The organism is Sodalis sp. RH22 (genome assembly GCF_047324165.1).
Lineage (GTDB): Bacteria > Pseudomonadota > Gammaproteobacteria > Enterobacterales > Enterobacteriaceae > Acerihabitans.
In genome coordinates, this window is the sequence record NZ_CP178731.1 from 4,670,706 (window position 1) to 4,691,254 (window position 20,549).

The window sequence follows — 20,549 nt, forward strand, 5'->3', positions numbered from 1 at the left end:
CGTTGCTCACGGGAGCGTACCTCCGGTTGAATATAACAACAGGGTTTCCTCATCCGTGGCGCGCGCGTCCAGCTGCGCCACGATACGGCCGTCCCACATCACGCAAATCCGATCGCACAGGCCCAGCAGTTCGGAAAACTCGCCCGAGGCATAGATAATGCCCTTGCCCTGGCGCGCCAGGCCGTCGATCAGCACAAACAGATCCTGCCTGGCCTTGATATCCACGCCTTTGGTCGGTTCGTCGAAGATCAGCACCTCGGCGTGGCCGCGCAGCCATTTGCCGATGGCCACTTTTTGCTGGTTGCCGCCCGACAGGCGCAGCAATTGTTGATCCAGTCCGCTGGCGCGAATGCCCAGGCGATCCACCACCTGCTGCGCGAAGCGCCGCGCCCGGCCGGCGCTGAACCAGCCCCAGCGGGTAAACGTAGCGTCTGCGCAGACGCTCAGATTCATGGGGATATTTTCGTGGATAAAGATGCCCTCTTTGCGCCGTTCCTCCGGCACCAGGGCCAGCCCCCGCCTTACCGCGTCATAAGGCGTCGTCGGGCGCCAGGGTTTACCGTTCAGTTCGCCGTGGGCGACGCCGGCGGCCGAGGCGCCGAACAATGCCTTGCACAGCTCGGTTTTACCGGCGCCGGCCAGGCCGGCTATCCCCAGGATTTCACCCCGGCGAAGCGAAAGGGAAATATCGCGCAGCAGGCTTTCATCGTGCAGTCCCTCCACCCGCAGCAGGATCGGGCTGGCGGCGGACGGACGCGGCGGCGGGAAAATAGCGTCCAGGGGGTGGCCGAGCATTTTTTCAATGATATGCGCGCTGGTCAAACCGGCCATGGGGCCGTCGCCGACCCGCCTGCCGTCGCGCAGTACCGTTAACCTATCGCAGATTTGCGCCAGTTCGTGGATGCGGTGGGAAATAAACACCACGCCGATGCCTTCCGCCTGCAAACGTCGGGTCACCGCAAACAGCCGCTCGCTTTCGGCAAGATCGAGCGGCGCGGTGGGCTCGTCGAGGATCAGGAAACGGCAGCGGTGGGACAACGCCCGCGCCAGCAGGATGTGCTGTTTTTCCGCCAGCGTGCAACGGCCGACGGGCAGGCGCACGTCAAGATTGACCTCCAACTGCGTGAGCAGCGCCTGCGCCTGCCGGTAGAGCCGGGGCCAGTGGCACAGCTGGCCGCGTTCCGCCAGCCTGTCCAGCATGATATTTTCCCCCACCGTCAGCGTCGGCACCAGCGCCACATCCACTTCCTGCTGCACCAGATGGATCCCCTGCAGCTTGGCCTGGCGCGGCGAGCGCAGATCCACCGGTTCGCCGTCTATCAGGATCTCGCCCTGGTAATGGGCGTAGGTGCCGGACAGGATGGCCATCAGTGTGGATTTGCCGGCGCCGTTAGCGCCGATCAACGCGTGCACCGAGCCGCCTTCAAGGGTGAAGTCGACCTGGTCCAATGCCCTGAAACCGGCGAAGGCAATGGAAATATGACGCATTTCCAGGCGGGACGTCTCTTTGGGCCTGGGTGTAGACATGAGCACGGGGATTTTTTCCGACACGCCATAAAGGACCGTTATTCCATAATGACGGAATATTTCATCAACAGGGGTGTTTTGGCAATAACGGAAAAAGCATAAGCTACATAAAAACGGTCTTGATCTTTATCCCTGCCGACGCGCTGACGCCCTTGAATCCCCCATGGGCGGGGCAGAGGGCAAACATTGATGGACCGGCGAGGAGATAATCCGGCAGTTGCCCCGCATCGCAGGTCACTGCCGGCCTGGTATTATCGGTGACAGCCGCGCGGGGCTGCCCGGCAAAAATCAATCGGTGCGTCTTTCCAGAATATGGAAAGTCACGTCCATGACGTCGTTGCGGATATGAGCGCGGTGATCGTCCATATGCTGCGCCTGCTGGTGCTGCTCGAGATGACGGATGCTTTTCCACTGCTCCAGCATGAAAATGGAGTCGGGAGCGGTTTTGCGCCAGGGCACCTGCGCCTTATAGTCGGTGAGCAAGGTATATTCGCTGCAACCGTCTTCCGCCAGAACGTTGGGCCGGAGTGCCTGGATGGCGGCTAAAACCGCTTCTCTTCGTCCCGGTTTCACTTTGATTTCTGCAATTACCGTGATCATCGATTCCTCAGTTTTTGGATGGGTAGTTCGGGTCGACACTAGTTAACCAAAGACGCGGCCGAGATGCTCGCGATATTTTATGATATCCCGCTCAATTTGCGGTTGTTTTATGACATCGTTACAGATAAAGGTCGGCAGCATCGACATGCCGAGGAACTGGTTGGCTTTATGGAACGGCAGGTAAACCCCGTCCACGCCCACGCCCTCGAAAAACTGATCCGGGTCCGTGAAGGCCTCAAGCGGAGCGTTCCAGGTCAGCGACAGCATATAGCCTTTGCCTTGGATCAGGCCGCCGGACCCGTATTTTTTCGTGCTGTCCGAACGCGTGCGCCCGTCACTGGCATACAGGCGCCCGTAACCGACGGTAAAAACCTCGTCGATATATTTTTTCAGGATCCAGGGCTGTCCCATCCACCAGCCGGGCATCTGGTAAATGACCGCGTCTGCCCAAAGATAATTGTCCACCTCGCGTTCACTGTCGTAACCCTGGTCCACCACCGTCACGCGGGTGTTCAGGCCAGCCTCCGTCAGGAACGTGGCGGCCACGTCGGCCATGGTGTTGTTTAAGGCGCCCTCGGAGTGGGCGAATTTTTTACCTGCGTTAATAATAAAGACGTTTTTCATTTTATCCTGCCTTAAATAGATTGAACGGCAGTGTAGCCCGCGCGGACAAAATGAAACAGGGCGCCTGACGCACAACATTTTTGTCCGCGGCGCAATAAAGCCGCGCCATCAAGCCCTGTGACAGCCGGGGGCCGGATAGGGTAGTATCATGGACTATTACCACCAAACCAAAGGGTATGGCTAGCCACCCAGACCATACCGCGGTGAGAGGAAACAACAATCAATGAGTGATTTGGCTCATGACGGCGCGGAAAGCCTGGCGCTGCATACATTTACCGAGAATGCCTACCTTAACTATTCCATGTACGTCATCATGGATCGCGCGCTGCCGTTTATCGGCGACGGCCTCAAGCCGGTACAGCGCCGTATTGTCTATGCCATGTCGGAGCTGGGGCTAAACGCCAACGCCAAATATAAAAAGTCGGCCCGTACCGTAGGCGATGTGCTGGGTAAATATCATCCCCACGGCGACAGCGCCTGCTATGAAGCCATGGTGCTGATGGCGCAGCCGTTTTCCTATCGTTATCCGCTGGTGGACGGCCAGGGCAACTGGGGGGCGCCGGACGATCCCAAGTCTTTCGCCGCCATGCGTTACACCGAGTCCCGGCTGTCCAAATACGCCGAGCTGCTGCTCGGCGAGCTCGGCCAGGGCACCGTGGATTACGCCCCTAATTTCGACGGCACGCTGCAGGAGCCGAAAACCCTGCCGGCGCGGCTGCCCAATATCCTGCTTAACGGCACCACCGGCATCGCCGTCGGCATGGCCACGGATATCCCGCCGCATAATGTCAGCGAGGTCGGCGCCGCGATTATCGCGCTGCTGGACAATCCGAAAACCACCCTTGAGCAGTTGCTGGACCATGTCAAGGGGCCTGATTATCCCACCGAGGCGGAAATCATTACCCCGCGCGAGGATATCCGCAAAATCTACCAAAGCGGACGCGGATCGGTGCGCATGCGCGCCCTGTGGAAAATCGAGGACGGCGAGGCGGTGATTACCGCGCTGCCGCACCAGGTGTCCGGCGCCAAGGTGCTGGAACAAATCGCCGCCCAGATGCGGGCGAAGAAGCTGCCGATGGTGGAGGATCTGCGCGACGAGTCGGATCATGAAAATCCCACCCGTCTGGTGGTGGTGCCGCGTTCCAACCGGGTCGACCTGGAGGCGGTGATGCATCATCTGTTCGCCACCACCGATCTGGAGCGCAGCTACCGCATCAACATGAACATGATTGGTCTTGACGCCCGTCCGGCGGTCAAGAACCTGCTGGAAATCCTCACCGAATGGCTGGTGTATCGCCGCGACACGGTGCGCCGCCGCCTGAACTACCGGCTGGAAAAAGTGCTGCGCCGCCTGCATATCCTGCAGGGGCTGCTGGTGGCCTACCTTAACCTGGATGAGGTCATCCATATCATCCGCACCGAGGATGAGCCGAAACAGCAATTGATGCAGCGCTTTGCGCTCAGCGAGACCCAGGCCGACGCCATCCTGGAATTAAAGTTGCGCCATTTGGCTAAACTCGAAGAGATGAAAATCCGCGGCGAGCAGGCGGAGCTGGAAAAAGAGCGCGAAAAGCTGCAGGGCATCCTGGCCTCCGAGCGCAAGCTGAGCAATCTGCTGAAGAAAGAGATCGAGGCGGACATCGCCGCCTACGGCGATCCCCGCCGCTCGCCGCTGGTTGAGCGCGGCGAGGCCAGGGCGCTGAGCGAAAACGAATTGACGCCGTCGGAACCGGTGACCATCATCCTGTCCACCATGGGATGGGTGCGCAGCGCCAAGGGGCACGATATCGATCCCAGCGCGCTGAACTATAAATCCGGCGACAACTTCCTTTCCGCCGCCCGCGGCAAAAGCAACCAGCCGGTGGTGTTTATCGATTCCACGGGGCGCAGCTACGCGCTGGAGCCGTCCGTGCTGCCATCGGCCAGAGGGCAGGGAGAGCCGTTAACCGGCAAGCTGACGCTGCCGCCCGGCGCTACCGTCGAGCAGATGCTGACCGGCACCGACCAGCAGAAACTGCTGCTGGCCTCCGATGCCGGATACGGGTTCGTCTGCACCTTCGACGATCTGGTGGCCCGCAACCGCGCCGGCAAGGTGATGCTGACCCTGCCGGAAAACGCCCGGGTCATGCCGCCGCTCTGGGTGAATGATGAGATCGAGCAATTGCTGATGGTGATTACCGAGGCGGGACGGCTGCTGCTGTTCCCGGTAAGCGATCTCCCGCAGCTTACCAAGGGCAAAGGCAATAAAATTGTCTCGATTGCCGCGGCCGACGCGGCCGCCGGCAAAGATCGCCTGGTCTGGATGCTGCTGTTGTCCACCAAGGGATCGGCTACGCTATATGTCGGCAAACGCAAATTAACCCTGCGACCGGAGGACTTGCAAAAATATCGCGCCGAACGGGGACGGAAAGGAACGCTACTGCCCCGCGGCCTGCAGCGTATCGACCGCATTGAGATAGACGACCCGCTGGCCGCGGCCGATCCTGGTCAGGCCGCGCTGCCGGACCAGTAGCGGTCCGGCCGTTGGGCCCGCGCTTTTCCGCCGGGCCCCCGGCGGCGTTGAGGTCAGCCGGCCGCGGTTTGACTTAAATGTTATCAGCGCCGTACGGGGAATAACCGTGTATTTTGTCATGAAGCCGGTATACTAGCGGCGGCTGATGGTTAAGAGGTTAATATGCTAGCGATTATTCGTACCATTGTGGTGGTGCTGCTTTCTATTTGTATTTGCGTATTTGGCTTGATTTATTGTCTGTTCAGCCCGAGAAACCCACGTCATGTCGCCACTTTCGGCCGGATGTTCGGGCGAATGGCTCCCATCCTCGGCCTGAAGGTCGAACTGCGTTACCCCCAAACGCTGGTGACCCGGCAAAACTGCATCTATATCGCCAATCATCAAAATAATTATGACATGGTGACCGCCGCGAGCATGGTGCAGCCGCGCACGGTGACGGTGGGTAAAAAAAGCCTGCTGTGGATTCCCTTTTTCGGCCAGCTTTATTGGCTGACGGGCAATCTGCTTATCGATCGCGAAAACCGTTCGCGCGCCCACGGCACCATTGCTGAAATCGTTAAGCAGATAAAGAAAAAAAACATATCCATCTGGATGTTCCCGGAGGGCACCCGCAGCCGGGGCCGCGGGCTGCTGCCGTTTAAAATGGGCGCGTTCCACGCGGCTATCGCCGCCGGGGTGCCGGTGGTGCCGATTTGCGTCTCCAATACGTCCAACGGTAAGATCAGGCTGAACCGCTGGAACAACGGCCTGGTGATCGTGGAAATTCTGCCGCCGGTGGATATCACGCCTTATGGGCGCGATCAGGTGCGCGAACTGGCCGCGCACTGCCGCGATATCATGGCGGCCAAACTGGCGGAGCTGGATGCGGAAGTGGCCCAGCGCGAAGGGCGTCCGGCGCCGCAAAAGGCCGGGTAACGGCTATGTCATTCAACAGGCGTCAGTTTATCCAGGCATCGGGGATTGCGTTATGCGCCGGCGCGCTGCCGCTGAGGGCGCGGGCCGCCGGGCAACCGACCGCCTTGCCCATTCCGCCGTTGCTGGAATCGCGCCGGGGACAGCCGCTGTTCCTGACGCTGCAACGGGCGCACTGGGAGTTTATGCCCGGCAGGCGCGCCGCCACCTGGGGTATCAACGGCGGCTACCTTGGCCCGACGGTACGGGTATACAACGGCGACGACGTTAAGCTCATCTATAACAATCGTCTTAACGAACCGGTTTCCATGACGGTCAGCGGCCTGCAAGTGCCCGGCTCGCTGATGGGCGGCGCCCCGCGCATGATGTCGGCCAGCGTCGACTGGTCGCCGGTTATCCCCATCCGCCAGCCGGCCGGCACCTGCTGGTATCACGCCAACACCCCCAACCGCATGGCGCCGCATATCTATAACGGCCTGGCGGGGCTTTGGCTGGTGGAAGATGAAGTCAGTAAGTCCTCACCTCTGCCTAATCATTACGGCGTGGACGATTTCCCGGTCATCATCCAGGATAAGCGCCTGGATAACTTTGGCGCCCCAGTCTATAACCCGCCGGCCAACGGCGGTTTTTTCGGCGACACCCTGCTGGCCAATGGCGCCCAGAGTCCGTTCGTGGAGGTTTCCCGGGGCTGGGTGCGCCTGCGGCTGCTTAACGCCTCGAACGCCAGGCGCTACCAGCTGCAGCTGAGCGACGGACGCACCATGCAGGTGGTGGCCGGCGATCAGGGGTTTTTACCGGCCCCGGTGCCGGTAAGCCAACTCTCGCTTGCCCCCGGCGAGCGGCGCGAAATCCTGATTGATATGTCGAAAGGCGAAGAAGTGGCGATCACCGCCGGCGCGGCGGCGGGCATTATGGATCGGGTGCGCGGTTTTTTTGAACCCTCGTCGATCCTGATCTCAACCATTGTGCTGACGCTCAAACCCACCGGCCTGCTGCCGCTGGTCACCGATAACCTGCCGATGCGGCTGCTGTCGGACCAGGTGATCGACGGCAATATCACCCGCACGCGGGAGTTTCATCTCGGGGGCAGCCAGCCTGAAATCAACGGCGCCATGTGGGATATGAACCGCACCGATTTCCGGGCGCTGCAAGGCAGCTTTGAGCGCTGGATCATCCACGCCGAGACGGCGCAGTCATTCCATATCCAGGGCGTGGCGTTTTTGATCAAGCGGGTCAATGGCAATTCGCCCTTGCCGGAAGACCGCGGCTGGAAGGATACGGTATGGGTCGACGGCGATGTGGAGTTGATGGTCTGGTTTCCGCAGGTGGCCGGCGACCATTTCCCGTTCCTGTATTATAGCCAGACGCTGGAAATGGCCGATCGCGGCTGCGCCGGCCAGTTTACCGTCAGTCCCGGCTAAATTGCCGGCCCGGCCATACGACTGCGGCGGCTCACGGCAATGTAAGCCCCCCCGGATCCCGGCGGGACCCGGAGAGAATATGACCAGGCCAGTCATGCCCACCGGCGCTTATCAGGGTTTCACAAACGTATCCGGATTTGGCCCCAGTCGTTTACCGCAGTCCAGTTGGGCAATGGCGTCCAACTCGTCCTGCTGCAGCTTGAAGTCCAGCACCGCGAAGTTCTCTTTGATACGCGACGGCGTTACCGATTTCGGTATCACCACCAGGCCGGAGTCGAGATGCCAGCGGATCACGATCTGCGCCGGGCTTTTACCGTATTTTTCCGCAAGCTTGCGGATAATTGCCTGGTCAAAAACGCCTTCCCCGCCCTGGGCCAACGGGCTCCAGGATTCGGTCAGGATATCATGGGCGGCGTTCCATTGGCGCAGTTCGCGCTGTTGCAGCAACGGATGCAGTTCGATTTGGTTAATCACCGGCGTAACGCCGGTTTCATCCAGCAGGCGCTGCAAATGAGGAGCATGGAAATTACAAACGCCAATGCTTTTTGCCAGTCCCTCCTCCTTCAGCTTGACCATATCGCGCCAGGCCTGGACATACGTATCCTGCGAGGGTACCGGCCAGTGCATCAGATACAGATCGACATAATCAAGCTGTAGCTTCTTCAGGCTTTCTTCCAGCGCCTTAGGCGCCACCGTCTGATCGGCGTTCCACAGCTTGGTGGTGATAAACAGCTGTTCACGGGGCAATGCGGCCGCCTGCAGCGCTTCGCCGACGCCGGTCTCGTTCTTGTAAATGGCCGCGGTGTCGATAGAGCGGTAACCGACTTTCAGCGCTTCCTGCACCGCCTTCAGGACTTCTTCGTTGCTGGCCTGCCAAACGCCCAGCCCGAGCTGTGGCATGGTACGTCCATCATGAAATTTTACTGTAGGTTGCGTCGACATCATTTCTCCTTACTTTCCATGCGCCGGTCCCGTTCAGGCCGGCAGGGATCTCTCGTTGCGAGATCAGTTATTCTAGTAGAAATTGCGGTGTTGCGTGGCGTGAGTACCCCTCCATTGTGATCATCCCACGGCTGGGACTCAATGCTTATTCCTGTCCGCTATTTGCCTGTTTCTCCAAAAGACTATAGAAAAGGAGTAAAAAAAGGCACTATACCTGTAGGATCGTACAAACAAGAGAACCTTGCCATGACGCAAAATCAATCCCTCTGTACCCGTTTGTCGCTGCGCGCCATGCAATTGTTGCGGGAGAACAAGGCCGTGACCATTCCCCATGTGAAGCTGCTGCATGCCGACGCCTATTATGCCCGCACCCCGGTAATGTACGAGCCGGGCATCATTATCCTGTTCCAGGGCCGTAAAACCGGTTATCTCGGCGGCAAAACCTTTGTTTACGACGCCAGCCAATATCTGCTGCTGAGCGTGCCGCTGCCGTTCGAATGCGAGACGTTCGCCTCGCGGGAAGAGCCGCTGGTGGGATTGTTTATTGGCGTCGATACCCTGATGCTGCAGGATTTGATTATCGATATGGGGGACGATGCGCAGTTCAGGCCGGTTACCCCCCGGTCAAGCGGCATTAACGCCGCGCCGCTGACCGAAGAATTATTTTGTGCCGCCGAACGCCTGCTGGATATTATGGATAAGCCGTTGGACGCGCGGGTGCTGGGGCAGGCCGTGGTGCGCGAAATTTTGTATTACCTGCTGCAGGGCGAATGCGGCGACGCGCTGTACGCCCTGGCGAACCGGCAATCGCATTTTAACCAGATCGCCAAGATCCTGAAAAAAATTGAACGGCAGTTTGCCGATAACCTGACCATCGAGCAACTGGCGGCGGACGTCAATATGAGCCTGTCGGCGTTCCATCATAATTTCAAAGCGGTGACCAGCACTTCGCCTTTGCAATACCTGAAAACCTACCGGCTGCATAAGGCGCGCATCCTGATGCTGCATGACGGACTGAACGCCGGTACCGCGGCCATGCAGGTGGGGTATGAAAGCCCCTCGCAGTTCAGCCGGGAGTTTAAACGTTATTTCGGTATCTCGCCCCGGGAAGACGTGGCGCGCGTGCGCGTGCCGGGACATAACCCGGCGTTGCAGATATAACCCCCGCCGGGAGGAGAAAAAGGGGGCTAGGCGGCATCCTTGACCTTGCGTTTGCGCAGCAGCAGCACCAGCGTGCCTACCAGCCCGCTGCACAGCAATACCAGCGGCAGCACCATCAGGATCATCATCACCTGGTCTTCATGGTGTTTTACCAACGGCACATGGCTGATGGCGAATCCCAGCGTCAGCAGCGTGCCGACCCATATCAGGGCGCTTAACCAGTTAAACAGCTGGAAACGGGTGCTGCTTAAGCCGGAAATTCCCGCCATGGTGGGCAACAGCGTGCGGATAAACGCCAGGAAACGGCCGACCAGCAGCGCCATCAGGCCATGGCGATTGAACATCGCGTAGGCGCGCTGATGGTAATGGGCGGGCAGGTGCAGCAGCCAGCCGCGGACAATACGGGTATCCCCGAGCCAGCGGCCCTGCAGATAACTGAACCAGCAGCCCAGGCTTGCCGCCACGGTAAGGATGATAAGGGTGGGTATAAACGCCATCACCCCCTTCGCCACCATGGCGCCCGATAGCAGCAACAGGCTATCGCCGGGTAAAAACGAGGCCGGCAGCAATCCGTTTTCCAGGAATAGGGTGGCGAACATCACACAGTAAACTATCCCGATTACCCGCGGATTTGCCAGGGCGGCGAAATCCTGTTGCCAAAGCGCGCGGATAATCTCATGTAATACGCTCATCTCTACCTGCTTATCTCATTTTATTGGCAGCTTAACGTTAACATCCCTGTCTGTCCTCGATCGCGTACGCAATCAGACAATATTTATTAACTATTTTAGACCTGATCCCGGGTATGCGCGATGAGACGCTTCCTCAATCCTGGCGAAACCGGCGGCGAGATCGGCGATCAGGTCATCGGTATTTTCCAGGCCGATATGTAGCCTGACCAGGGTGCCGGTAAAGTCGACTCCGCCGGCGGGGCGGATAGCCGCGATGTCCTCGGGCTGGTTGGCCAGGATCAGCGATTCAAAACCACCCCATGAATAAGCCATGCTGAAATGGATGAAGTGATCGAGATAATACTCCAGTTGCGCCTGGCTCAGACGCGCTTTCAGCACAAAAGAGAACAGTCCGCTCGCGCCGGTAAAATCACGGACAAAAAACTCATGGCCTTTACAGCTGGGCAACGCCGGATGGTTGACCACCGCCACTTCCGGCCGGCCAGCCAGCCAGGAGGCTACCCGCATGCCGTTCTCGGCGTGTTGCTTAAGACGCACGCCCAGGGTGCGCAGGCCGCGCGCGGCCATATACGCGCTATCGGCATCCACCATCTGGCCCATCAAATACGATTGTTCGCGCAACTGATCCCAGCAGCGGTCGTTGGCGACCGCCGTGCCGAGCATGGCGTCGGAGTGACCGATAATATATTTGGTGCCGGCCTGGATGGAAATATCCACGCCCAGTTCCAGGGCCGGCAACAAAATGCCCGCCGCCCAGGTATTATCCAGCATAATCACGATATCGGGGTTGATCGCGCGAACGGCTTTCACGATCGCCGGGATATCCTGTACTTCCATGGTGATGGACCCCGGCGATTCCAGGAATACCACCCGCGTGTTTTCCTGGATTAAGGCGGCGATCCCGGCGCCTATCAGCGGATCGAACCAAGTGGTGGCGACATTCAGCTTGCCCAGGATATGGCGGCAAAAATCCGTGGTCGGCTCATAGACTGAGCCGGTAACCAGGATATGGTCGCCCGCCGAGACGAACGAGAGAATGGCATTGGTCACTGCCGCCGCGCCGCAGGGGTATAGGGCGCATCCCGCCCCGCCTTCCAGTTCCACCATGGCCTGCTGCAGGGAAAAATGGGTCAGCGTTCCGCGCCGGCCATAGAACAGCTCGCCCTGGGCACGTCCGGCGGTGGCTTTTTTTTTCGCCTGGACCGAGTCAAAGACCAACGACGAGGCCCGCTGGATAACCGCATTGACCGACCCTTGGGTATATTTTTTATCCCTGCCGGCGGTAATCAACGCCGTCTCGATTTTCTTAGCCTTCATTATCCACGCTACGCCTTTAACTGATTGTCTGTACTGAAGGGTCCACCGGCGCAATGACGCCGGTGTTCGCTGTGCTACGTTAACATGAATACGCCGCGGCGGCAGGCGTTTTGGCCGGGCTGAAACGATTTATAATAATATTAATTTTGATTTAAAAAGAGGGATCCGGCATAAGCGCCGCCGCCGCCGTAACCCGCGCGTACGGGAACTGAACGGTTCTTTAACCGAAGTGTTAATAACGTTATTTTCCACGGCGAGGTGTTATTAGGTTGATGAGCGCAGGATAAATTTTATCGCGGGTTGTCGGTGGCGCAAGAATGGTTGATACAAATAATAATGAGAACCACTATCAATTCCCGTTCTGTTTGCTATCATTCTGGCTGGATTATTTTTTAGCAAAGTTTTAGGTGGAGGCGCAGCGTGAAAATGGCTGTTTTACAACGGGTCCAGGTCCTGTCCCAAAGGGCGCAGCGACGTGCTTATTCATTATCCGCAGTGTTGCGTGGCATGTCCGTCGCGACGCTTATGGTATTTGGCCTGACAGGGCCGGCCGCCGCCGCCGCGCCGGATACCGCCCCCGCGCCGATGGGAACCGCCGCCGTCGCCGCGCCGCAAAGGTTGCCGCAGGCGATACCTGTCGACGCCTCCGGCCAGCGGTTGCTGCCGCAGATGGATCTGTCGGTATGGGGTATGTATCAGCATGCCGATGTGGTGGTCAAGACCGTGATGATTGGGCTGCTGATTGCCTCCATCATCACCTGGGCGTTGTTTTTTGGTAAAAGCGCCGAACTGTCGTCGGCGAAACGCCGACTGCGCCGCGAGATGGCGTCGCTTGCGGAGGTGAAGAGCCTGGACGAGGCTTTTTCGGCCGCGGCGGCATTTAAAGAAGCCAGCGTCGCCGGCCGGCTGCTGGCCATGACGCAAAATGAGCTGGATCTCTCCGCCGAGTCTAACGACAGCAACGGCATTAAAGAGCGTGTCGCCTTCCGGCTGGAACGCAGCGTCGCGGCCACCAGCCGCGCGATGGGTAAAGGCAACGGTTTTCTGGCCACCATCGGCGCCATTTCGCCGTTTATCGGTTTATTCGGGACCGTTTGGGGCATCATGAACAGTTTTATCGGCATCGCCCATACCCAGACCACTAACCTGGCGGTGGTGGCGCCGGGCATTGCCGAGGCGCTGCTGGCCACGGCCATCGGTCTGTTCGCCGCTATCCCCGCCGTGGTTATCTATAATATTTTTGCGCGCACTATCGCCGGCTATAAAGCCATGGTGGGAGATTGCGCCGCGCAGGTTCTCCTGTTATTGGGCCGTGATTTGGATCTGGCCGCCAGCGCCGGGCGTCAAAGCGCGCATGCCGTGGCAAAGTTTCGGATAGGTTAAGCGATGGCAATGCACTTGAATGAAGACATTGACGGCGACGGGGAGATGCACGATATCAACGTGACGCCGTTTATCGACGTGATGTTGGTGTTGTTGATTATTTTTATGGTGGCCGCCCCGCTGGCAACGGTGGATATCCGGGTGGATTTGCCCAACTCCACCGCGGCCCCGCAGCCGCGTCCGGAAAAGCCGGTTTACCTGTCGGTAAAAGGGGATAAGCAGTTGTTCCTCGGTGATCAACCCGTCACACCGGCTAACCTGGCGACGTCGCTGGATACGCTGACCCAGGGCAATAAAGACACCACGATTTTTTTCCAGGCTGATAAAAGCGTTGATTACGAGACCTTGATGTCGGTAATGGATAACCTGCGCCAGGGAGGGTACTTCAAGGTGGGGTTGGTTGGGGCGGAATCCGGCGGCAAGCGCTAGGCTGCTGTGAATTCGGCGGCTTTGAGCCGGTGCTGGCGGGCCTGGCCCGCCATGGAACGGTTAGCTTAAGTGATTGCCGCCGGTGACGCCGTGGACTTCGGCCGTGACGTAGCTGGATTCCTGCGAAGCCAGATAGACATAGATGGGCGCCAGTTCGGCGGGTTGACCGGCACGGCCAAGCGGGGTCTGCGTGCCGAATGAAGGCAGCTTTTCGGTGGGCTGTCCGCCGGACACCTGCAATACGGTCCAAATGGGGCCGGGCGCCACGCAGTTAACCCTGATGCCTTTGGCGGCGACCTGTTTAGCCAGTCCGCGGGTAAAGTTCAGGATGGCGGCTTTGGTGGCCGCGTAATCCAGTAACGACGGACTGGGCTGGTAGGCCTGGATGGACGAGGTGGTAATGATGGACGCGCCGGCGGGCAGGTACGGCAACGCCGCCTTGGTCATCCAGAACAGTGAAAAGACATTGGTTTCAAACGTTTTGCGGAACTGTTCGGTCGTCAGATCGGCAATATCCTCCACCGCCGTTTGTTTCCCGGCCACCAGCGCCAGGATATCCAGGCCGCCCAGTTGGTTGTACGCATCTTCCACCACTTTGACATTTACCGACTCGTCGCTTAAATCACCGGGCAGCATAAATACTTTGCGTCCCGCTTCCTTAATCAGTTCCGCTACCTGTTCGGCGTCTTTATGTTCATCGGGATGATATGCCAGGGCGATATCCGCCCCTTCCCGGGCATAGGCGATGGCCACGGCGCGTCCGATGCCGGAATCAGCGCCGGTAACCAAGGCCTTGCGTCCGGCCAGGCGGCCGCTGCCGCGATAGGTTTGCTCACCGCAATCAGGAACCGGGGTCATATCGGATTGTAGTCCCGGCGCGTCCTGGCGTTGTTCAGGAAAGTCCTCCCGGGTATATTGGGTCACGGGATTACGCATGGTATATTGATCAAAATCAGCCATCTTTCTCTCCTTTTAAATAATAAGCATACCTATTTAAGCTTAAGCCTAGTTGATTTTCCGGATTTGTCGAATATTAAAATTTCGAGCGATTATTTTAATCTCAATTATAAATAATCATAAAAATGCCAACAGGTGCATTAATATTTGTTCAAAATTAATGGATATGTTCCAATTGGCTAAATTACCATGCTAAAATTAATAAAATTACCAGGGTTTTTATTCAAAAAAATAAGAGAGTAATAATGATAAAAGTCTAGAAAAAATAACCCTTGGCATCAGGCGGATTGTCGCTATTAACACTCCTGCTGCCCGGGTCCACGCGGCTGCGGAAGCTGCGGATAAAATGTAAGTTGTGCTCGCGCCAGCGTGTGACGCATATACGGCGCTGCCCCAAATATTCGCCCGCGGGACTCAGGCATGCCGGCACGGCGTCGCAATGGTTTGTGTTGCCGTTCGCGCTGTAGAACGAATACGCGCCCGCCGGCGTGCAGGGGCCTTCATCTTTTATCGCGGCGGATCCCGCGATGGTATCAGCGCCCGCCGGCGCGCACCACTCGTCTTCCTCTTCTGATACCAGCGTAAGGTTACCTTCCGCGTCTTCATGGATAATGCAAAAATCACCTTTCAGCAGCGCAATGATGCTCATGCCGTGGCGCTTCACCGCCAGGCTGATGATCTCTTCGCTGATCGGATCGGCGCCGGAGGGGTAATAATTGAATAATAAGTAATTTAGCAGCGGCAGGTTGTCGATATGGCCGATAATATGCCATGATTCATCTCCCTGATTATACGTCTTATAGGGTGTTCCGTCACCGATAAATAATTGGCCTTGCCTTAACCGATGTATTTTGCCGTGCGGACGTGATGTGATGGTTAAGATATTATTTCCTTGATTAAGGATGACACAAAAACGATTGCTCATACACCCTCTTGTAACTATTAATTATGCTAATTACTGTTATAAAAAATAACCGGTTGCAAAGACATTACACGTTATCGATACGGGTAAAAAGCTAGTATTAAGTACAGTTATTGCCTGTACTTTAGTACAGGTTGTTAGGGCTTTTCTTAACTGATACCATAAATTAACTTTGTATTAAGTTAAATCAAAGAGCATTAATATATAATCATAAAAGGGTGGACTATGTTTAATTTAATTAGTGTTAAGTACCAGGATATTATCAATGATAAACTCGATGAATTATATCTGCTGCGTAAAAAAACCTTCAAGGATCGCCTGGACTGGCAGGTCACCTGCGTCGGCGACCGGGAATTTGACGGCTATGATAATGAACACACCCATTATTTATTAGGATGCTATGGCGGTGAAATCGTCTGCAGCGTGCGTTTCATAACCATGGACCAGCCGAATATGATTACGGGCCCTTTTAAGGATTTTTTTAATTATCAGGCGCCTGAAGACGGTGCCTTGATTGAGTCCAGCCGCTTTTTTGTTGATAAAGGGCGGGTAAAGGACCTTGCCGAGACAAAGCTGCCGTTTTGCCATTTGCTGTTCCTGGGGATGGTGAATTATGCCCGAATGCTTGGTAAGCAGGCAATAATGACGGTATGCAGTAAATCAATGTATACCATTCTTAAGCGGAGCGGCTGGAATATAGCGATCGAGAGTACCGGATTATCGGAAAAAAAAGAGCCGGTATATTTGCTGCGTCTCGGCATCGGTGAAGACAGCCAGGACGCGTTGATCAAATATATACGCCGTCATTATTATTGTGAGGGAAGTTATCTGAAAAAATGGCCTATTTATCTTTGAGCGCTTAGGTGCATCATGGGTCATGCCAGGGTTTATTTTAAGTGTTTTATTGTCAATGTCGTTTCAATTAAATAAGATGATAATAGGTAACGGTCGGGATGGGTCTGTAACCATGGCATGACAATGTCCACCGCCATTATTCATAACGATTTCCCGATGATGACGGCGCCAGTCATTGCCCGCTGCCTTGACGCCGCCGCAATTATTCATGGGTATTCAACAGTTGCAGGTCAGATGCCTTTTTAATGGCGTGTTTGGCATTCACTACGCCAAGTTTTACAATGACATTACTGATATGGAATTTAACGGTACTCTCCGTTATGCCCATGATGATGGCAATCTCGCCATAGGTTTTCCCGAGGCTTGCCCAGCGAAGGACTTCGGTTTCCCGGGTGGTTAACGTTCTTTCATCTCTCTCAGGCAGCGCATGATAGGGATGTATGAGCATAAATTGCTCATGGACGGAGAGCAGCAGCAGCTGGATATTTCTTTTATGCTCCTCGATGCGCTGTTTGAGAAGCGCGCATTCTTCCTCCGCGTACAGGGTTAAGGTTGCCAGATTATTTTCATGATCGTGCAGTGGGAAAGTATAACCGCTGAGGATATTATATTCTTTCGCGGCCGAGAAAATTTTACTATAGGCGCTACTATTGAATAATGGCGTTTTGTCATCCCACACGAAGGGCATGATGCTTTTTCGCGCCAATAAGACAACGGGATCGTATTTATATAATGTCATATTGATATATTTTTCTATCCATTTTTCCGGATAGTTGGAGTAGATAACCGGCGGCTTCGGGTATCTTTTGTTAATCACGGCGTAGGCAAACCGGGTTTGCGCCGGAAAGCGAAATTCACGAAAAATAGTATCGCTAATGTTTTTAATGATAAGATTGTGTTCATTTTTCCTGATTGAATTTGCAGTAAGAAGCATATGAATCTCATCATTTTAGCTGAGTTTAGTTAATGATCTGGGATATATTTAATACATTGAAATGCAGGTTTTTATTATATAATATTATTTTAATCGATAGTAAATCAGTTAACAGATTCGGTCAATGAGAAAATGCGTCCCGCTAAAAAAATCATTATATATATAAGCATAAAGCTAATTATTTTAATTTATATTATTCATCGTGTAAGATACTTTCTGTCTGCGCCTTGTGCCCGGCGTTGTCCGCTTGCCGGCCAGCCTGGCCGTCCGTATAATCCCTGGCAAGCTGCTCCTGTGATATCGCCTCCCTGCCCGAAGCATTAGGAGTGAAATAATTAACTGGGTGTATACTCAAACCAGTTACCACAGTTTCGCAGAGGCGAATACGCGGGATTGCATCTCCCCCGGGGATGTGCCGAGGAGTAGGGAACGCACAATGCCTATCAGCCTGAAAAGCAGGATCATAGCAAAAATCGCCAACAAGTATCGCATGCTCTTTTGGGTAATCATTCCCTTATGCTTTTTTATTTTTTCCGTTTCTCTCATTAGTTTTTTTGCTTACCAGACGTTGAAATCCCGCGCCGATCATGAGATAGGCAGTACGCTGGCCTTTGTCGACACGCTATTAACCGACGCCGACGCAACGGCCGATGAAGCCATCATGTTATTGAACCGACCTTGCGCGGAGATCGTCGATCGATTACGCATGATCAACATGCGCCATTCGCTGGTGCGCACCGTTATCCTGGATCATCAAGGCTTGGTATATTGCTCCCCGGTGCCGGCGCCGCCCAATATGAAGCCGCGCAAATACGCAGCGGAAATGCGCGATCTGACGCCGGAAATCGAGCTGCGCGCCGGCACGCTCCTGTTTCCCGGCATTGCCGTCATCGTGTTGCGCAAGCATCGCGGCAATGACGGCGTCAGCGTGGTCATTGATACGCAATATATGCATTATATGATGGATGCGGTGGGATCCAATAACCGGATTTTCCTGAGCATAAAGAATCAATCCCTGTCGCCTGATGGGCGGCTGATCCCATCTGACAAGCTGCAAACCGGGTTTATCGCCGTCAACCGGGTTTCGCGGGTTTTTCCTTTTGCGTTGAGCATCGCCATTACCCAACGTCAGTTTTTTGACTATATGGTCGATACGTATGCCGTCATAATCCTGTTTTCAGTGGTGGTTTGCCTGGTCATGTCGCTGCTTATCCGCAACTGGCTGGCGGCTACCACGTCCATTCGCACCAATATGGCCCTGGCGCTGAAGCGTAATGAGTTTGAACCCTATTTCCAGCCGGTGATGAATGTGGCCAACGATCGTTGCGCCGGCGTGGAGATCCTCACGCGCTGGCGGCATCCCACGGACGGATTTGTTTCTCCCGAGGTATTTATCCCGCTGGCCGAAGAGTCGGGCCTCATCATTCCCTTAACGCGTCAGCTTATGCAGCAGGTAGCTACGGTGATTGCCGATAGCGCGGTGCATTGGCGGGAGAGGCTGCATGTCGCCATCAATATCTCGGCTAACCATCTTGCCGACCGGCAGATTGTGGAAGATTGCCGGACTTTTTTGCAGACGGTGCAGGATAAAAATATCCGGCTGGTACTGGAGCTGACGGAACGGCAATTTATCGACGTCAACGATACGACGCTGGCCGTGCTGGCCGAGCTGCAACAACTCGGGGTGGCGATTGCCATCGACGACTTCGGCACGGGATATTCCGGCCTGTCCTATCTGAGCAAGATGAATATCGATTTCCTGAAGATCGATCAATCCTTCGTGGCGATGATTGAAGAGGAGACCACTTCCCGGATTATCGTGGACGTGGTTATCGATCTGGCGGTGAAGCTGGATATGAAGCTGATTGCCGAAGGGGTGGAAAACGCGCGGCAAAAGGCGTATTTGCTGGATAAACAGGTGTTCTTTCAGCAAGGCTACTTTTTCTCCAGGCCGATGGCGCTGACGCAATTTTCCCTGTATATGCGCGAGGAACACGCGCGCCATGCCGCCACAGCTATAGCACCATAATCCGGCTTGCTGGTTTTTTATAATCGTTTTGTGAGCTTAATCCCAAACAAAAATAGTGCCTTATTTATCCATATATACAGCCAATATGTATATGGATAATTTTTCCGTATCCTTCCATATTTCAATCGTTTTCTTCGCATAAGTCTCTATTTTTTTAATATAACGCTTTGAAAAAGCGTTTTAATTTTAACGCTGTTCTCCATGGCCTTTTTGTAAATTTTAACTCTAGCTACTCCTACCTTTATTGCTTCATGAGGATAAATAAAATGAAAACAAATACCCTGCACAACTGGTTAACCGCAGGTTGCCTGGGCCTGATGCTGAGCGCGTCCAGCGCCTTTGCCGCGCAGTCCGAAATCGTCAATATCTCCAAAATCGCCGGCATGCCCTGGTTTAACCGTATGGGCGAAGGCGTCACCCAGGCCGGTAAGGACCTTTCCGTCAATGCCTATCAGGTCGGACCGTCCAGTACCGATGCTCCCCAACAGGTGAAAATCATTGAAGACCTGATTGCCAAAAAAGTCAGCGCCATAACCATCGTGCCCAATGATGCCGATGTGCTGGAGCCGGTATTTAAAAAAGCGCGCGCGGCGGGCATCGTGGTATTAACCAATGAATCGCCGGGCCAGCCCAGCGCCAATTGGGATGTCGAAATCATCGACAACCAGCAGTTTGCCGCCGACAACGTGGAGGAGGTCGCCAAGGCCAACGGCGGTAAAGGGGGATATGTCATCTATGTGGGCAGCCTGACGGTGCCCCAGCATAATCTCTGGGCCGATTTGTTTGTGAAATACCAGAAAGAGCATTATCCCGATATGCATGAAGTGACCAGCCGCATGCCGGTGTCGGAAAGCATCGATGACTCCCGCCGTACCACCCTTGATCTGATGAAGGCCCACCCCGATCTGAATACCATCGTGGCGTTTGGATCGCAGGGACCCATCGGCGCGGGACGCGCGGTTAAGGAGAAACGCGCCAAAAATAAAGTCCATGTCTACGGCATGATGATTCCGTCCCAGGCGGCGTCGCTGATTAAAAGCGGCGATATCACCGAAGGCATTACCTACGATCCGGCTACCGCCGGGTATGCCCTGACGGCGGTGGCGGCCAGCCTGCTGAAAGGCGAAAATATCGGCCCGGGCTATGAAGTAAAAGGCCTGGGCAAAGCGGAAGTGGATGCCGACAAGAAAGTGATTAAGTTCCATAAGGTGCTGCGGGTTACCAAGGACAACATCGACAGCCTGTATTAATTGTTCGCCGCTGTTTACATCCTGCGAGGCTCTGGCCGGGGAAGGGCGACTGCCCCGGCCGGTCACCCGGACGCGTTACTAT

The 20,549-nt window shown here is 55.5% G+C and carries 18 protein-coding genes; 9 read left to right on the plus strand and 9 right to left on the minus strand.

The window, feature by feature from the left end:
* Positions 1-6: 6 nt before the first annotated feature.
* The 3 genes from ACL2XN_RS21240 to ACL2XN_RS21250 form a co-directional block, all read right to left on the minus strand.
* Positions 7-1,527 (minus strand): sugar ABC transporter ATP-binding protein, encoded by a 1,521-nt coding sequence (locus tag ACL2XN_RS21240; protein ID WP_413729398.1) that lies wholly within the window; start codon positions 1,525-1,527, stop codon positions 7-9.
* A 288-nt stretch (positions 1,528-1,815) separates the two neighbouring features.
* Positions 1,816-2,127, minus strand: coding sequence for a putative quinol monooxygenase (locus ACL2XN_RS21245; RefSeq protein ID WP_162366350.1), 312 nt, complete (start codon positions 2,125-2,127; stop codon positions 1,816-1,818).
* 42 nt (positions 2,128-2,169) lie between these two features.
* Complete coding sequence (locus ACL2XN_RS21250; protein WP_410013449.1) at positions 2,170-2,751, minus strand: NAD(P)H-dependent oxidoreductase; 582 nt, start codon at positions 2,749-2,751, stop codon at positions 2,170-2,172.
* A gap of 223 nt (positions 2,752-2,974) precedes the next feature.
* Here ACL2XN_RS21250 and parC point away from each other — a divergent pair, with 223 nt between their 5' ends.
* The 3 genes from parC (at position 2,975) to ftsP (ending at position 7,596) form a co-directional block, all read left to right on the plus strand.
* Positions 2,975-5,263, plus strand: a complete 2,289-nt coding sequence (gene parC / locus ACL2XN_RS21255) for a DNA topoisomerase IV subunit A (protein ID WP_410013450.1) — start codon at positions 2,975-2,977, stop codon at positions 5,261-5,263.
* A 162-nt stretch (positions 5,264-5,425) separates the two neighbouring features.
* A complete protein-coding gene (locus ACL2XN_RS21260) occupies positions 5,426-6,178 on the plus strand; it encodes a 1-acylglycerol-3-phosphate O-acyltransferase (protein WP_410013451.1) in 753 nt (250 codons plus the stop codon).
* A 5-nt stretch (positions 6,179-6,183) separates the two neighbouring features.
* Positions 6,184-7,596, plus strand: a complete 1,413-nt coding sequence (gene ftsP, locus ACL2XN_RS21265; RefSeq protein WP_410013452.1) for a cell division protein FtsP — start codon at positions 6,184-6,186, stop codon at positions 7,594-7,596.
* A 111-nt stretch (positions 7,597-7,707) separates the two neighbouring features.
* On the opposite strand, the gene dkgA is transcribed toward ftsP, so the two are convergent.
* Entirely contained in the window at positions 7,708-8,538 is an 831-nt protein-coding gene (gene dkgA / locus ACL2XN_RS21270; RefSeq protein ID WP_410016726.1) for a 2,5-didehydrogluconate reductase DkgA, read from the minus strand.
* A gap of 291 nt (positions 8,539-8,829) precedes the next feature.
* Here dkgA and ACL2XN_RS21275 point away from each other — a divergent pair, with 291 nt between their 5' ends.
* Positions 8,830-9,699, plus strand: a complete 870-nt coding sequence (locus ACL2XN_RS21275; protein WP_410016727.1) for an AraC family transcriptional regulator N-terminal domain-containing protein — start codon at positions 8,830-8,832, stop codon at positions 9,697-9,699.
* Between the two features lie 26 nt (positions 9,700-9,725).
* Here the strand turns inward: ACL2XN_RS21275 and ACL2XN_RS21280 are convergent, their stop codons facing one another.
* The gene (locus ACL2XN_RS21280) at positions 9,726-10,391 is read right to left on the minus strand and encodes a DedA family protein (RefSeq protein WP_410013453.1); all 666 of its coding nucleotides are present in this window, start codon (positions 10,389-10,391) and stop codon (positions 9,726-9,728) included.
* A gap of 90 nt (positions 10,392-10,481) precedes the next feature.
* Positions 10,482-11,708 carry a cystathionine beta-lyase gene (gene metC / locus ACL2XN_RS21285; RefSeq protein WP_413729399.1) on the minus strand — a complete coding sequence of 409 codons (1,227 nt, stop codon included), beginning with the start codon at positions 11,706-11,708 and terminating at the stop codon, positions 10,482-10,484.
* Positions 11,709-12,134: 426 nt separating this feature from the next.
* On the opposite strand from metC, the gene exbB reads away from it, so the two are divergent.
* Both exbB and exbD read left to right on the plus strand, forming a co-directional pair.
* Positions 12,135-13,091 carry a tol-pal system-associated acyl-CoA thioesterase gene (exbB, locus tag ACL2XN_RS21290; RefSeq protein ID WP_410013455.1) on the plus strand — a complete coding sequence of 319 codons (957 nt, stop codon included), beginning with the start codon at positions 12,135-12,137 and terminating at the stop codon, positions 13,089-13,091.
* Between the two features lie 3 nt (positions 13,092-13,094).
* A complete protein-coding gene (gene exbD, locus ACL2XN_RS21295; RefSeq protein WP_410013456.1) occupies positions 13,095-13,520 on the plus strand; it encodes a TonB system transport protein ExbD in 426 nt (141 codons plus the stop codon).
* 60 nt (positions 13,521-13,580) lie between these two features.
* Here the strand turns inward: exbD and ACL2XN_RS21300 are convergent, their stop codons facing one another.
* Together ACL2XN_RS21300 and ACL2XN_RS21305 are read right to left on the minus strand one after the other, a co-directional pair.
* Positions 13,581-14,480 (minus strand): SDR family oxidoreductase, encoded by a 900-nt coding sequence (locus ACL2XN_RS21300; RefSeq protein WP_410013457.1) that lies wholly within the window; start codon positions 14,478-14,480, stop codon positions 13,581-13,583.
* A 253-nt stretch (positions 14,481-14,733) separates the two neighbouring features.
* A complete protein-coding gene (locus tag ACL2XN_RS21305) occupies positions 14,734-15,402 on the minus strand; it encodes a carbapenam-3-carboxylate synthase domain-containing protein (RefSeq protein WP_410013458.1) in 669 nt (222 codons plus the stop codon).
* Positions 15,403-15,624: 222 nt separating this feature from the next.
* Here ACL2XN_RS21305 and ACL2XN_RS21310 point away from each other — a divergent pair, with 222 nt between their 5' ends.
* On the plus strand, positions 15,625-16,254 hold the full coding sequence (locus ACL2XN_RS21310; RefSeq protein WP_410013459.1) for an acyl-homoserine-lactone synthase: 630 nt from the start codon (positions 15,625-15,627) through the stop codon (positions 16,252-16,254).
* A 202-nt stretch (positions 16,255-16,456) separates the two neighbouring features.
* On the opposite strand, the gene ACL2XN_RS21315 is transcribed toward ACL2XN_RS21310, so the two are convergent.
* Positions 16,457-17,188, minus strand: coding sequence for a helix-turn-helix transcriptional regulator (locus ACL2XN_RS21315; protein WP_410013460.1), 732 nt, complete (start codon positions 17,186-17,188; stop codon positions 16,457-16,459).
* A gap of 436 nt (positions 17,189-17,624) precedes the next feature.
* On the opposite strand from ACL2XN_RS21315, the gene ACL2XN_RS21320 reads away from it, so the two are divergent.
* The gene (locus ACL2XN_RS21320) at positions 17,625-19,217 is read left to right on the plus strand and encodes an EAL domain-containing protein (protein WP_413729401.1); all 1,593 of its coding nucleotides are present in this window, start codon (positions 17,625-17,627) and stop codon (positions 19,215-19,217) included.
* A gap of 317 nt (positions 19,218-19,534) precedes the next feature.
* On the plus strand, positions 19,535-20,467 hold the full coding sequence (locus tag ACL2XN_RS21325) for an autoinducer 2 ABC transporter substrate-binding protein (RefSeq protein WP_410016728.1): 933 nt from the start codon (positions 19,535-19,537) through the stop codon (positions 20,465-20,467).
* Positions 20,468-20,549: the final 82 nt, after the last annotated feature.